Origin of the sequence: Bradyrhizobium sp. AUGA SZCCT0158, from assembly GCF_018130065.1 — a bacterium.
Lineage (GTDB): Bacteria > Pseudomonadota > Alphaproteobacteria > Rhizobiales > Xanthobacteraceae > Bradyrhizobium.
Genome location: NZ_JAFCME010000011.1, coordinates 162,317 through 174,724 on the forward strand (window position 1 = coordinate 162,317; position 12,408 = coordinate 174,724).

Sequence of the window (12,408 nt, forward strand, 5' to 3'; positions counted from 1 at the left end):
CCATGACACTTGGTGCTGGCTTGAAATGAGTGCGACTCAAAGCAGCACGCCTCAAAAATCGGCACCCCGCACCGTTGCGGGAATCCGCCGAATCAAGCCCAATGAGCCCAGCAAGAAGCAGGAACGTAATCAGACTCTCGGGGGCGATCCGATGTCGGTTGAAGGTGCGATGCGGGCACTGTCTGCTCGTGTGATCGTCGTCGGCAATGAAAAAGGCGGATCAGGAAAATCCACCGTCGCCATGCACATCGCGATCGCCCTGATCAAGTCGGGACAGGCCGTCGCCACCATCGATCTCGATACCAGGCAGAAGAGTCTCACCCATCACATCGAGAACCGCCGCGCCTGGGCGCGTCATGTCGGCCGCGACCTCGGCATGCCCCAGCATTTCTGCTTCCAGCAACTCGATTATCCCTCGGCCGATGAACAGGCTGCCGGCTGCCGGGCGCTGGAGAAGACCGTCGAGACGCTCGCCGGCCGCTACGGCGTCGTCATCATCGACACTCCCGGCCACGACGATTATCTGACGCATGTCGCGCATGCGATGGCGGACACCTTGATCACGCCGCTCAATGACAGCTTCGTCGATCTCGACGTGCTCGGCAGCGTCGATCCCGAATCCTTCCGCGTCACCGGCACCAGTCATTATGCCGAGATGGTGGAAGAAGCGCGCGGCAGGCGCCGCGTGCGCTATCTCGGCGTCACCGACTGGATCGTGCTGCGCAACCGGCTCTCCACGCTCGGCTCGCGCAACAAGCGCCTCGTGGGCGAGAGCATCCAGCAGCTGTCGCAGCGGCTGAACTTCCGCTGCATCGACGGCCTCGCCGAACGGGTGATTTTTCGCGAGTTCTATCCGCGGGGCCTGACCGCCGTCGATGATCTCGACGAGATCACGCTAGGCAGCCGCCCCACCATGTCGCACGTCACCGCGCGGCTGGAGATGCTGAAGCTGCTCACCGCGATCGGATTGGGTAACGCTGTCACAGCCCATGAGATTGTGGGCCGTAGGCGGGAAGTGGCCTGATTCGTCCTACAATCCCAGCACCATCTTGGCGATAATATCGCGCTGGATTTCCGACGAGCCGCCGAAGATCGTGTACGCCCGGCTGTTGAGATATTCCGGCACCACCGGCAGCATCTCCTCGGGAATCCCCGGCGCCTCGTTGAGCTTGTAGAACGGCCGCATCGGTTCGACATAGAGGCCGTCATGGCCGATCACATCGACACCGAGGCGCGTAACGGCCTGGCGGATTTCGCTGTTGCGCAACTTCAGCAGCGAGGACACCGCGCCGGGATTCTGACCGGTCTGCAGCGCCGACAGCACCCGCAGCTCGGTCATCTCGAGCGTGTCGATGTCGACCTCGATCTCCGACATCCGCATCGAAATATCGGGATCGTCGATGGCGCGGCCGGTGGCCTCGGATTCGGCGAGGTCGGATACCGTCTTCAGCGCCTCGCGCAATTTCGCCGAGGCGATGCCGGAGCCGCGCTCGAACTCGAGCAGGTATTTTCCGTAAGTCCAGCCCTTGCCTTCCTCGCCGACCCGGTTGGCGACGGGCACGCGGACGTCGTCGAAGAACACCTGGTTGACCTCGTGGTCGCCGCCGATCGTGAGGATCGGGCGGGTGGTGATGCCCGGGCTCTTCATGTCGATCAGGATGAAGGAAATGCCGTCCTGCTGCCGCTCGGTCTCGTTGGTGCGCACCAATGCGAACATGCGATTGGCGTGATGGGCATGCGTGGTCCAGATCTTGGTGCCGTTGATGACGTAGTCGTCGCCGTCGCGCACCGCGCGCGTCTTCAGCGAGGCGAGGTCGGAGCCGGAGCCGGGCTCGGAATAGCCCTGGCACCAGTAATCCTCGCCGGAGCGAATCCGCGGCAGATAAAAATTCTGCTGCTCAGGCGAGCCGAAGCCGATGATGACAGGCCCGACCATCTTGACGCCCATCACGTTGACATTGGGCGCACCGGCACGGGCGCATTCGGCTTCAAAAATCCAGCGCTGCGCCGGCGTCCAGTCCGGCCCGCCATGCTCCACCGGCCATCCCGGCGCGCCCCAGCCCCTGGCGTGCAGCGCCTTTTGCCAGGCGATGCCGATATCCGGATCGGAAAACACCGATGGGGTCAGCGACTGCGCGTGCTTCATTTCCGCCGGCAGATTCTGCGCGATGAAATCGCGGACTTCCCGTTCGAAGGCGCGCTCCTCGGCGCTGAAGGTGAGATCCATGGTGCGCTCCCGCTAGGCTTGAATGGACTTCTAAGTGTGAAGAGTCTTGCCGCCGAGGGCGGCGTGGCGGCGATAATGATGGGCGCTGCCGCCGAACAACGTGTCGAAAGCGAGCAGCCGCTTGAAGTAGGAGCCGATGTCGAGCTCTTCGGTGACGCCCATCGCGCCATGCAGCTGCACGGATTGTTCGGCGACGAAGCGGGCGCATTTGCCGATCTTGGCCTTGGCGCCCGACGCGGCACGCCCGCGCGCGACAGGTTCGGCATCGATCATCAGCGCGGCGCGCAGCGCCATCGAGCGGGCCTCGTCGCAATTCATCGCCATGTCGGCGAGCCGATGGCGGATCACCTGATTGGCCGACAGCGGCCGGCCGAACTGTTTTCGAATTTTGGTATATTCGAGCGTCTGATCCAGCAATGTCTGCATGATGCCGACAGCCTCCGCGCCGAGCGCGGCCATCGCGCGGTCGACCACCGCCTCGATAACAGGCAACGCATCGCCGCCGTCGCCGAGCAGGGCATCGGCGCCCACGTGAACGCCGCGAAGTTCGAGGTTGCACGCGCGCCCGCCGCCGAGTCGCGGAAAATCGCGCTTGCCGAGGCCGGCCGTATCTGCCGGCACCAGGAACAGGCAGAGGTCGCCCACGCCATTGTCGTCGGCGACTTGCGCCGAAACAATAATCTGCCCGGCGGCGTTGCCGTCGAGCACTGCGGTCTTCCGGCCATCGATGCGCCAGCCGTTGGGCGTCTTCCAGGCCGTTGTCGAGACTTCGGCAAGGTCAAACCGCGCCGCGCGTTCCGAATGCGCGAACGCCAGACAGAGCGAACCGTCGGCGACCTTGGGCAGCAGCGCCTGCTTCTGCGCCTCGCTGCCGCATGCACCGATCAGCCCTGCGCCAATCACCACCGTCGAGAGATAGGGTTCAGACACCAGTCCCCGACCAAAGGCTTCCATCAGGATGCCGATCTCGACCGCGCCGCCGCCAAGCCCGCCATATTCCTCGGCAATCGGCAGCGCCAGCCAGCCGAGTTCGGCGAACTGCTTCCAGAGATCATTGCTGAAGCCAAGCGGTTCGCTCGCCATCCGGCGGCGATGGTCGGCGGTGTAGGTCTCGCTCACAAAGCGTTCGGCACTCTCACGCAGCAGCCGCTGCTCGTCGCTCAAGGTCAGGTCCATATGATCTACTTCGTTACCGCTGATTTCCGGACGGAAGGATGCAGGCCCGCGGGGTCCACCACCATTCCGAATTCCTGAAGATTATGCGCATGGCAGAGCTGATGCAGCGCGAACGCCTGTTCGATTGCCGCCGGCTGTCCCATCACGTCGACCGAGCGATTGACGGCCTCCTTGGTCAGCTTCAGCGCAAACGACGGCTTTGCTGCGATCTTCTGCGCCAGCGCCATCACGAACGAGGAAAGCTCCGCGCGCGGCACGACGTGGTTGACCATGCCGAGCCGGTGCGCCTCGTCCGCGCTCCAGGTATCCGCCGTGAACAGCAATTCCTTGGCCTTGCGCGGGCCCAGCTCCCAGGGGTGCACGAACCATTCGACGCCGCACACGCCCATCGTGACCACGGGATCGCAGAACTCGGCATCGGCGCTGGCGACGATCATGTCGCAGGCCCAGGCCAGCATCAGGCCGCCGGCGATGCATTTGCCGTGCACTTCCGCAATGGTCGGCTTCGCCAGATTGCGCCAGCGCCGCGTGATCTGCAGATAGATTTCCTGTTCGCGTGCGAAGCGGCCATGGGCGTTGGGTTCGGCAAAGCCGCCCCAATTTCCGACCGGCGGAAAATCCACCCCCGCTTCATTTTTGCTGCCCGGGCGCAGGTCGTGCCCGGCGGAAAAATGTGGACCGCTTCCTGCGAGAATGATGACCTTGACCGCGTCATCCTGCACAGCCGCATCGAAGGCGGCGTTGAGGTCGTAGGTCATTTGCAGGTTCTGCGCGTTGCGCGCCTCGGGCCGGTTCATCACGATCCGCGCGATGCGCGGCTCCGGCCGCTCCACGACGATGGTTTCGAATGTGGTCATGGGCCCTCCCGTTATTATTGTGCGGCCATGTGACTATTTCAGCTGACGATAGGCAAGAGCCATCGGAACGAAAGCGGCCCGAAGTTCATTCAATCACCGCCGTTATTCCGGGATGGGCCATTAGGCCCAGCCCCGGAATAATTGTATGAAACCACGCCATTCTGATACCGTGACACGAAATAATACCGGGAGTGTTTTATGCGCAGATTATGGACCGTGCTGGCGGCGCTGGCGACGCTGAGCCTGACCAATTGCGGCTACAACGCCATCCAGACCACCGACGAGCAGGTCAAGGCGGGTTGGTCGGAGGTGGTGAATCAGTACCAGCGGCGCGCTGATCTCGTGCCCAACCTCGTCAACTCGGTGAAGGGTTTTGCGCAGCAGGAAAAGGACGTGCTGCTCGGGGTCACCAACGCCCGCGCCAAGGTCGGCAGCATCCAGGCCACGCCCGAGGTGTTGAACGATCCCGCCGCGTTCCAGAAATTTACGGCCGCCCAGGGTGAACTCTCCAGCGCGCTGTCCCGACTACTGGTCGTGACCGAAAACTATCCGCAGCTGAAATCCGACGCACTGTTCAAGGATCTGATGGCGCAGCTCGAAGGCACCGAGAACCGCATTACGGTGGCGCGCAACCGCTACATCAAGGCGGTGCAGGACTACAATGTCGGTATCCGCACCTTCCCGAACAACATGACGGCGATGATGTTCGGCTACAAGGAAAAGCCGAACTTCGCGGTCGAGAACGAGAAGGAAATATCCACGGCGCCGAAGGTGGATTTCAATCCGACACCGGCCGCGCCCGCGAAGTAGCGGATCAAAGATCAATCGCAATGAATGCTGCAAGAGTTTCCATTCTTGCGCTGCTCGTGTTCTGGGCTGCTTCAGCCCTGGCCGTCGTCGCGGTGCCACCGCTTGTCGGGCGCGTGGTCGATCAGACCGGGACACTCACCAGCGGCGATATCGCTTCGCTGAACCAGACCATCCGAAGTTTCGAGACCCGGAAGGGCAGCCAGGTCGCGGTGCTGATCGTGCCGACGACGGATGGCGAGGCGATCGAGCAGTTCTCGCTCCGCGTGGCAGAGGCCTGGAAGATCGGCCGCAAGAAGATCGACGACGGCGCCGTGCTGGTCATCGCCAAGAACGATCGTCATCTTCGCATCGAGGTCGGTTACGGCCTCGAAGGCGCGCTGACCGACGTCACCACCAAGCGCATCATCGACGAGGAGATCACGCCAAAATTCAAGTCCGGTGATTTCGCCGGCGGCGTTTCGGCCGGCCTCAACAAGATGATCCGGATCATCGATGGCGAGAAACTGCCGGAGCCGGAGCCGCCGCATTGGCAACATCAGACAGGGGTGTTCGACGTCGATGCGATATTCAATCCGTTTCTCCTGATACCGGTGTTCCTGTTCGGCGGATTGATGCGGACCATGCTCGGGCGCCTGGTCGGCGCGGGCGTTGGCGGCGGCGTGGTAATGCTGATCGCCTGGTTCCTGTTCGGCTCGCTGGTTGCGGGTATATTCGCGGGGTTAATCGCAGCGCTTTTCGTGCTGTTCAGCGACGCCATCGTGTCGTCGGGGCCAGGAAGCAGTGGGAGCGGCGGCTGGTCAAGGGGCAGCAGCGGCGGCTCATGGTCCGGAGGCAGTTCGAGCAGCAGCTCGAGCGATAGCGGCGGCGGGGGTGGCAGTTTCGGCGGCGGCGGCGCGTCGGGGAGCTGGTAGATATGGACATCAAACGCATCGGCAGGCATCTTCTGCAACACCGCTGGCGGGAGCGGCGCGACTTTCCACCAAAAGTGCTGGCCGCGATCGAGGCGGCGATCAGGGCGGGCGAGGCCACGCATTCCGGCCAGGTCCGCTTCGTCGTCGAAGGCGCGCTCGACGGCGCGCCGCTGTTCCGCAACCAGCCGGCGCGGGAACGCGCGCTCGATGTTTTCTCGCAATTGCGGATCTGGGACACCGCGCACAACAATGGCGTACTGATCTATCTCCTGCTCGCCGACCGCGACGTCGAAATCGTCGCCGACCGCGGCATCCACGCGCATGTCGGCACTGCCGGCTGGGAGAATATCTGCGTCGAGATGGAAGCGGAGTTTCGGGCGGGAAATTTCGAACGCGGCGTGATCAAGGGGATCGAGGCGGTGTCGCGCGAACTGGCGGCGCATTTCCCGCCGCAGGGCGGCGGGACGAATGAACTGCCGGATACGCCGGTGGTGATTTAACTCAGAACCTTCCACGTCATTGCGAGCGAAGCGAAGCAATCCACAGCCAAACAGCAAGTAGGGATTGCTTCGTCGCTTGCGCTCCCTTGCGCAAGCGCTTCGCGCTTGTCGCAGGCAATGACGGTCAGGCCTTCACCGACGGCCGCTCCGCAACCCGCGCCATCCACGCCACGATATTGCCGTTGCTTTGATCCAGCGGCTGGCCGACCGTGCCGCCGAAATCGAGCCAGCAATACAGCAGGATGTCGGCCATCGTGAAGCGTTTGCCGCAGATGTAATCCTTCCCCGCCATTTGGCCGTCGAGCCATTGCAGGCGGTTGGCCGCGATCATCTTCAGGCCGGGCGAGGCTTCGGGCGCGCAGAGGATGCGCTTTTCGAAAAACTTCAGACCCTCGCCGAAGCGAAAGCCATTGGCGAGATGTTCGCAGATGTTGAGATCGACGCGGCGCGTCCACATCCGGCATTCGGCGCGCTCTTCCGGCGTCGTCCCGATCATCGCAGGCGCCGGGGTCTTCTCTTCGAGGTATTCGCAGATCGGGATGACTTCCGAGAGATAGCTGCCATTGTCGAGTTCAAGCGCCGGCATCTGGCCGTGCGGATTGCGCTTCAGATGCTCGGCTTCGCGGTTTTCGCCCTTGCGCAGGTCGACCGTCTGCTTCGGCATTTCGATGCCCTTTTCCGCCATGAACATACGGACAATGCGCGGGTTCGGTCCGACCGAGTCGTAAAGTTTCATGGTGCTCTCTCTCCCTGTGCCCCTTGAGGCGTCATTATTGCTGCTGTTGAACAGGCCGCCACAAATTTTGTCAAATCGCTGAGTCACACAGAAGGGTCGGCAAGTGTGATCTTAAATGATGCCAGGGTCCACGCAGGGGGGAATAATTCCGGATGCCGCAATTGGTTCGGCGGCGTTGGCTGCCTAGCCGTCATCCAGCTTGTTGAGGTCGCGCACCGATTGCATGATCGGTTCGAAATTCGAGCGCGCATCCAGCGCATCGAACAATTGCGCGGTGTCGGATAGCAGGTTGTGCGAACGTTGAATGGCGACCCGTACATCGTCCTGCGGCGTGTCGGACAGGCGGCCGTGGCCGGACAACAGGATCTTCGAGTTCAACCCCTTCAGCCGCTCCAGCGACTGGATATAGTCGGCGATGCTGCCGGAGCCGAACACGCCGCCCATCACGCCGCCGGGCATCAGCGTGTCCGAAGCGAACAACAGGCCCTTGTCCTGGTCGAACAGCGTGATGCAGGCCGAGGTATGGCCCGGCGTGTACATCACGTTGAGGCGGAAATTGCCGAGGTCGAGCAGATTGCCTTCCTCGAGCCAGATGTCGACATTGATCGGGATATTCGGTTCGTTGAACATCTTGCGCAGCATCGAGAAATCGTCGCGCAGCATGATCTTGTTGGCGGCCAGCCGATGCGCGGCGATGAAGGCGCGGCCATTGAAATGATAGGCGGCGCCGATATGGTCGAGGTGCTCATGGCTGAGCACCACCAAGTCGATTTTCTCGGGCGGACAATCGACGTGTTGCAGACATTTCAGCAGATGCGGATAGTTCGATGACAGGCCGACATCGATCATGATGGTCCGCGAGCTGCCGCGCACCAGATAGGCGTTCGCCGCGCGGTTCTTGAAGCGGATCTGGTAGACGTCCTCGGCTGCCTCGATCAGCGTGCAGACGTCGCTTTCAAGCAGGGTCTTGAATGGGCTCGGCCTGCGCTCGCTCATGGACTGGCCGCGGCTTTGAACGTGATCGCGTTCGAGGCACGCAGCCGCTTGCTGAGCGCATCCATGATCATCAGTGCAAACGCCGGCTGCTGGCTGACCAGGTAGACGAAGCGCGCGTGGTTGATCCGCATCACGCGGGTGTGCGCCGCCGCGGCAATCGCGGTCGCCGAGCGGGACGAGCCGTCGATCACGGCCATCTCGCCGAAGAACTCGCCCTTGCCGAGCGTAACGATGATGGTCTTGCTGGCGCCGTTAAGCTTGGCGATCTCGACCTTGCCGTCGAGTACGACGAACAGCTCACGCCCGGTCGAGCCTTCCTCAAAAATGACGTCATCGACATCAAACTCGTTGATGCATTTTTCGATGGTCATGGCGGCCTCCTGCCTTCTGGCTGGATGGTCGGGCCATGTTAATCGGTAAATGAACGGGCGCAAACGGAGCTGTCGAAATTGCCGCAGGGCAACAAAGGGCGAGGGGCGGAATTGCCGGCCGCGTCGCCGTCAACTTGCGGCCGCAAACAGGCCCGGTTGCCCTCTTAAATTTCGGTAAGGCGGAACCCGGTAACGATTTCGCAAGCAATAAAAGTTACCAAAAGGTCAACCCATTCTGGAGAATTGAACGTGAGCGAACAGCAGTCCGAGGCCACCAGCGGTGAAACCGGTTCCGTCGGCGCCGGGCCGGCCGCTCCCGATATGTCCGCAGCCAAAGAGCCGGTGATTGCGGCGATCGAGTCCCCGATGCTGGCGCCCGACCAGCAAGAAACCTCTCCCAAGCCGGATGCACCCAAAGTGGAAGCGCCCAGGGTCGTGGCTTCCAAGCTTGAAGCTGCCAAAGCTGAACCGGCGAAGGTCGAGGCGGCTACATCTGAAGCTCCGAAAGTTGAATCGCCGCGAATTCCCGGCAAGCTGTTGATCATGTCGCCCGGCGAGCGCGCGTGGAACGGTGACGAAGCCGATGCGAAGCCGGAGGCCGTTGCAGCTGACGGGGTGTCAGGCAAGCGCCGGATGTCGGCGATGGCGGCTGTGGTGGCGCTGGCGACGGTCGCCGGTGCGCTCGGTGGCGCGCTCGCAACCGGGGGCCTTGGATACGTGATGGCCGGAAATTCCGCCGCCATGAACAACAACAGCGCGCTCGAAGCCTCGGTGGCGCGGATCGATGCCGATATCCTGGCGCTGAAGGCCAGCGTCGAGCACACCTCCAAAACCGGGGTGAGCCAGTTCAACAAGACCAGCGACCGCCTCGACAAGGTCGAGAAGGCGCAGGCCGAGCCGGCCGCCAAGCTCGCCAAGCTCAGCGAAGCCGTCGAAAAACTCCGCGCGCAAGCTGCTGCGCCCACGCCCGTCGCCGCCGCAATGCCGGCCGCCGCGAGGGACGTCACGGGAACGGTGTCGCCGCCCGCAACGGCTGCGGCGGTGCCGCTTCCCGCGCCGAAGCCCGAGATTGCACGGCTGCCGACCGTGGACGGCTGGGTGTTGCGTGACGCCGCCAATGGCAGCGCGCTGATCGAGGGCCGCCAGGGCATCTTTGAAGTCTACGCCGGCGATCCCGTCCCCGGTCTCGGCCGCATCGATGCCATCCGCAAGCAGGACGGCAGATGGGTGGTCGTGACCAGCAAGGGCCTGATCGTCGCCCGCTGATTGCGCGCAATCTGAATGACGAAGGCGCTTCACCGGGATGTGAAGCGCCTTTTTGCTTGAATAGGCCACTTCGCGCGGTGTTAGTGAAGGCATGAGCCGCGCGCTGCGATTTCTTGTCATCCTATTCGCCCTGGTGTGCGGCGCATTGCCGGCGTCCGCCGCGCCGCTGGAGCGCGGGACCGCGATAACGGATCCCCTGGCGCTGCGCGAACTCGACGGTGGCAGGTTCGGCATCGGCCGTCTGCTGTGGCCGGAGCGGTCGGCCGATGTTCCGCTCACGAGCGGCCAGCTATTCACCCTGCCGTCGATGGTCCCGGTTCGGCAGGCGATCGACGCCGAGTTCGATCGTTACATTGCGCGACACAAAAATGGCCTGCCGAACGAAACCATCGGCGTTGGCGCTGGCTTTGCCTTTCAACTGTTCGACCACACCCAGCTTGATGCCAGCGACACCCGTTTCGTGCTGGCGGGCATCGTCAACCGCATGGACCGCGCCTATGTCGACGAGGCCAGCTGCGGCGACATCCGGCTGATCTACCGGCTGACGCGAATGAAAACGCCGGGGACCGACGACAGGGCAATTTTGCCCCGTCTGCCGATGACGCTGAATCTCGTGCTGAAAGCCAAGGCCCGCGATGGGATTGACCGTAACGGCAAACCCGTCACCTGTTCCGAAATCGCAAAGCGCTGGCTCGCCGCAGCCGAATTGTCGCTGACCGGTGCGCCGTTCGCGGAAAATCTGCTGGATGAAAACGGTCCACTCGATCTGCTCGGTTACGAAAACATCGATCGCATCGAGACCAACCTTCAGATCGTGCATGCGCCGAAATCTGCAATGCGGGATTTCCGCACCGATTATCTGTTGAAGGTGTTTCGCTACAACGCCGCGGCGCGGGAATTTCGGGAAGCTCCGATGGAGAACCAGATCGACCGCGACCGCATTCTGGCTGACGACAAGCTCGGGCGCGAATTCAAGTCATGGCTGCTGGAGCCGAAACATCTGGCAGCATTCGATTCCGGCGCGGTGCTGATCCCGGAAAAATTCCTTGCCAACAGCGCCATCGCCGCAACGCCGGTTGGATTTGACGCGTCCGACCTGCAGCCTGAATTCGGCCTGATGCAGGGCGAAGGGGCTAAGGCGGTGTTCAGCGAAGCTGACGTCGTCACGGCACTGAAGAAGGCCGCTGCCGGCGGTATAAAGTTGCAAAACATCCGCTCGGCCGGCGGCTTTGAGCGGCGGCTGAACGATGTCACCTGTTCCGGGTGCCACCAGACGCGCGGCATCGGCGGATTTCATTTTCCCGGCGTCGACTGGATGGCGGTCAATCCTTCCAATTCAACGGTCGTTCCGGCGTCGCCGCACTTCTTCGGCGACCAGGTTCGCCGCCGTGACATCCTCACCGCCGTGCGGGATGGCAAGACGCCGGATTTTTCCCGGGGCTTTGCCAGCCGTCCGCAATTGCGCGGCAGCACGGAACTGGTGGGCACCGAATATAGCGATGGCTGGGGTGCGCATTGCTACGCTCCGGGCAAGACGGCCGCCAGCAACGACGCGAGTTTTCGCAGCTGGACCTGCGCCGAGGGGCTGGCCTGTCAAATCAGCGGCACGACCGCACGCATGGGCATGTGTTTTGTGAAGAGCCGGTAGCCGGCCGGCATGAGCACCGATGCGCGTCATCGTTTGATGCTAAGGTGTGCAAGGCATCAGCACCAACCGAGCGGGGACCGGCGATGAGCTCTTCCGACCAGGAGAACAGGCAGCGGAATCGCGAGATCGCGGAGAACGAAGCCAAGCGCGAGGTCGTCAGCAACGTCCGCGTCAGCACCTGGGCGATTGCGGTCACGGTGATTGCCGGTGTGATCGTCTTTGGCATCGCGTGGGCCTGGTTGAATCGCTGAGCCCCTTATTTCGCGTAATGCGTCAGCCGCTTGCCGGGCAGCAAATCGTAGGCTGACTTCCAGGCGGGCAGATCAGCCATGCGGCCAAGCCAGGCGCTGATGGCCGGGTGGCTCACCGCAAAATCATATCCAGTCTCGTCGCTCGGATAATGCAGATAGGCCATCATGGAAATATCGGCGATGCTCGGCCGTGCGCCGATCGCGAACGCATCGCGTTGCAAGTGCGTTTCCAGAATCCCCAGGAAGTCGTCGAGCCGTTTGCGGTAATATTTCAGCACCACGGGATCGCCAGACGGAATGAACGTCCGCATGAACCGGTATGAGGCCATGTAGCCGGTGAGCTTGTGGTTGTCCCAGAACAGCCAGCGCAGGAGTTCGAACTGTTCTTGTTCGGTCTCGCCGCCGAACTGGCCGAACTGCCGCGCCAGCTTCAGCAGGATCGGCGCGGTCTGGGTAAGACGGACGCCGTCCTCTTCCAGCACCGGGATTTCGCCCATCTCGTTGACCGTGCGCCGCCATTCCGCTGACCGCGTGATGCCGCCGCCGAAATCGGTCCAGACCGGCTCGAAGGTCTGGCCACACAGGGTCAGCATCAGCGCAAGCTTGTAGCTGTTTCCGGACTCTGGAAAGTAATGCAGTCGGTAGGTAGTCATGCCGCT

General features: G+C 62.5%; 14 protein-coding genes. 7 read left to right on the forward strand and 7 right to left on the reverse strand.

Translation table 11 applies throughout. The features are described from left to right. Window positions 1-151: 151 nt before the first annotated feature. A complete protein-coding gene (locus JQ574_RS18060; protein ID WP_212211982.1) occupies window positions 152-1,024 on the forward strand; it encodes a division plane positioning ATPase MipZ in 873 nt (290 codons plus the stop codon). A gap of 6 nt (window positions 1,025-1,030) precedes the next feature. Here JQ574_RS18060 and JQ574_RS18065 read toward each other — a convergent pair whose 3' ends face one another. The 3 genes from JQ574_RS18065 to JQ574_RS18075 are packed head-to-tail and all read right to left on the reverse strand — an operon-like array spanning window position 1,031 to window position 4,260. After that, window positions 1,031-2,227, reverse strand: coding sequence for an acyl-CoA dehydrogenase family protein (locus JQ574_RS18065; protein ID WP_212211980.1), 1,197 nt, complete (start codon window positions 2,225-2,227; stop codon window positions 1,031-1,033). 30 nt (window positions 2,228-2,257) lie between these two features. Then, window positions 2,258-3,403 carry an acyl-CoA dehydrogenase family protein gene (locus JQ574_RS18070; RefSeq protein ID WP_212211977.1) on the reverse strand — a complete coding sequence of 382 codons (1,146 nt, stop codon included), beginning with the start codon at window positions 3,401-3,403 and terminating at the stop codon, window positions 2,258-2,260. A 5-nt stretch (window positions 3,404-3,408) separates the two neighbouring features. Next, window positions 3,409-4,260: an enoyl-CoA hydratase gene (locus JQ574_RS18075; protein WP_212211975.1), complete on the reverse strand. Its 852-nt coding sequence runs from the start codon at window positions 4,258-4,260 to the stop codon at window positions 3,409-3,411. A 198-nt stretch (window positions 4,261-4,458) separates the two neighbouring features. On the opposite strand from JQ574_RS18075, the gene JQ574_RS18080 reads away from it, so the two are divergent. The 3 genes from JQ574_RS18080 to JQ574_RS18090 are packed head-to-tail and all read left to right on the forward strand — an operon-like array spanning window position 4,459 to window position 6,481. Further along, on the forward strand, window positions 4,459-5,070 hold the full coding sequence (locus JQ574_RS18080; RefSeq protein WP_212211973.1) for a LemA family protein: 612 nt from the start codon (window positions 4,459-4,461) through the stop codon (window positions 5,068-5,070). Window positions 5,071-5,090: 20 nt separating this feature from the next. Next, the gene (locus JQ574_RS18085) at window positions 5,091-5,981 is read left to right on the forward strand and encodes a YgcG family protein (protein ID WP_212211971.1); all 891 of its coding nucleotides are present in this window, start codon (window positions 5,091-5,093) and stop codon (window positions 5,979-5,981) included. 2 nt (window positions 5,982-5,983) lie between these two features. Further along, window positions 5,984-6,481 carry a TPM domain-containing protein gene (locus JQ574_RS18090; RefSeq protein ID WP_212211969.1) on the forward strand — a complete coding sequence of 166 codons (498 nt, stop codon included), beginning with the start codon at window positions 5,984-5,986 and terminating at the stop codon, window positions 6,479-6,481. A gap of 124 nt (window positions 6,482-6,605) precedes the next feature. On the opposite strand, the gene JQ574_RS18095 is transcribed toward JQ574_RS18090, so the two are convergent. From JQ574_RS18095 to JQ574_RS18105, 3 genes are all read right to left on the reverse strand, one after another. After that, the gene (locus JQ574_RS18095; RefSeq protein WP_212211967.1) at window positions 6,606-7,217 is read right to left on the reverse strand and encodes a glutathione S-transferase family protein; all 612 of its coding nucleotides are present in this window, start codon (window positions 7,215-7,217) and stop codon (window positions 6,606-6,608) included. Window positions 7,218-7,400: 183 nt separating this feature from the next. Then, window positions 7,401-8,213 carry an MBL fold metallo-hydrolase gene (locus JQ574_RS18100; RefSeq protein WP_212211965.1) on the reverse strand — a complete coding sequence of 271 codons (813 nt, stop codon included), beginning with the start codon at window positions 8,211-8,213 and terminating at the stop codon, window positions 7,401-7,403. After that, the gene (locus JQ574_RS18105; protein ID WP_212211963.1) at window positions 8,210-8,584 is read right to left on the reverse strand and encodes a Crp/Fnr family transcriptional regulator; all 375 of its coding nucleotides are present in this window, start codon (window positions 8,582-8,584) and stop codon (window positions 8,210-8,212) included. The genes JQ574_RS18100 and JQ574_RS18105 overlap by 4 nt, the downstream gene beginning before the upstream one ends. A gap of 249 nt (window positions 8,585-8,833) precedes the next feature. Between JQ574_RS18105 and JQ574_RS18110 the strand changes: the two genes are divergently transcribed. The 3 genes from JQ574_RS18110 (at window position 8,834) to JQ574_RS18120 (ending at window position 11,749) form a co-directional block, all read left to right on the forward strand. Further along, entirely contained in the window at window positions 8,834-9,850 is a 1,017-nt protein-coding gene (locus JQ574_RS18110) for a hypothetical protein (RefSeq protein WP_409363432.1), read from the forward strand. A gap of 91 nt (window positions 9,851-9,941) precedes the next feature. Next, on the forward strand, window positions 9,942-11,498 hold the full coding sequence (locus tag JQ574_RS18115) for a hypothetical protein (protein ID WP_212211957.1): 1,557 nt from the start codon (window positions 9,942-9,944) through the stop codon (window positions 11,496-11,498). Window positions 11,499-11,581: 83 nt separating this feature from the next. Further along, window positions 11,582-11,749 (forward strand): hypothetical protein, encoded by a 168-nt coding sequence (locus tag JQ574_RS18120; protein ID WP_192736612.1) that lies wholly within the window; start codon window positions 11,582-11,584, stop codon window positions 11,747-11,749. A 5-nt stretch (window positions 11,750-11,754) separates the two neighbouring features. Here JQ574_RS18120 and JQ574_RS18125 read toward each other — a convergent pair whose 3' ends face one another. Next, window positions 11,755-12,402: a glutathione S-transferase family protein gene (locus JQ574_RS18125; RefSeq protein ID WP_212211951.1), complete on the reverse strand. Its 648-nt coding sequence runs from the start codon at window positions 12,400-12,402 to the stop codon at window positions 11,755-11,757. Window positions 12,403-12,408: the final 6 nt, after the last annotated feature.

Excerpts from the sequence above, each read along its gene's own strand:
- JQ574_RS18060 (WP_212211982.1), top strand. The coding sequence starts at position 152 with ATGTCGGTTGAAGGTGCGATGCGGGCACTGTCTGCTCGTGTGATCGTC.
- JQ574_RS18065 (WP_212211980.1), bottom strand. The coding sequence starts at position 2,227 with ATGGATCTCACCTTCAGCGCCGAGGAGCGCGCCTTCGAACGGGAAGTC.
- JQ574_RS18070 (WP_212211977.1), bottom strand. The coding sequence starts at position 3,403 with ATGGACCTGACCTTGAGCGACGAGCAGCGGCTGCTGCGTGAGAGTGCC.
- JQ574_RS18075 (WP_212211975.1), bottom strand. The coding sequence starts at position 4,260 with ATGACCACATTCGAAACCATCGTCGTGGAGCGGCCGGAGCCGCGCATC.
- JQ574_RS18080 (WP_212211973.1), top strand. The coding sequence starts at position 4,459 with ATGCGCAGATTATGGACCGTGCTGGCGGCGCTGGCGACGCTGAGCCTG.
- JQ574_RS18085 (WP_212211971.1), top strand. The coding sequence starts at position 5,091 with ATGAATGCTGCAAGAGTTTCCATTCTTGCGCTGCTCGTGTTCTGGGCT.
- JQ574_RS18090 (WP_212211969.1), top strand. The coding sequence starts at position 5,984 with ATGGACATCAAACGCATCGGCAGGCATCTTCTGCAACACCGCTGGCGG.
- JQ574_RS18095 (WP_212211967.1), bottom strand. The coding sequence starts at position 7,217 with ATGAAACTTTACGACTCGGTCGGACCGAACCCGCGCATTGTCCGTATG.
- JQ574_RS18100 (WP_212211965.1), bottom strand. The coding sequence starts at position 8,213 with ATGAGCGAGCGCAGGCCGAGCCCATTCAAGACCCTGCTTGAAAGCGAC.
- JQ574_RS18105 (WP_212211963.1), bottom strand. The coding sequence starts at position 8,584 with ATGACCATCGAAAAATGCATCAACGAGTTTGATGTCGATGACGTCATT.
- JQ574_RS18115 (WP_212211957.1), top strand. The coding sequence starts at position 9,942 with ATGAGCCGCGCGCTGCGATTTCTTGTCATCCTATTCGCCCTGGTGTGC.
- JQ574_RS18120 (WP_192736612.1), top strand. The coding sequence starts at position 11,582 with ATGAGCTCTTCCGACCAGGAGAACAGGCAGCGGAATCGCGAGATCGCG.
- JQ574_RS18125 (WP_212211951.1), bottom strand. The coding sequence starts at position 12,402 with ATGACTACCTACCGACTGCATTACTTTCCAGAGTCCGGAAACAGCTAC.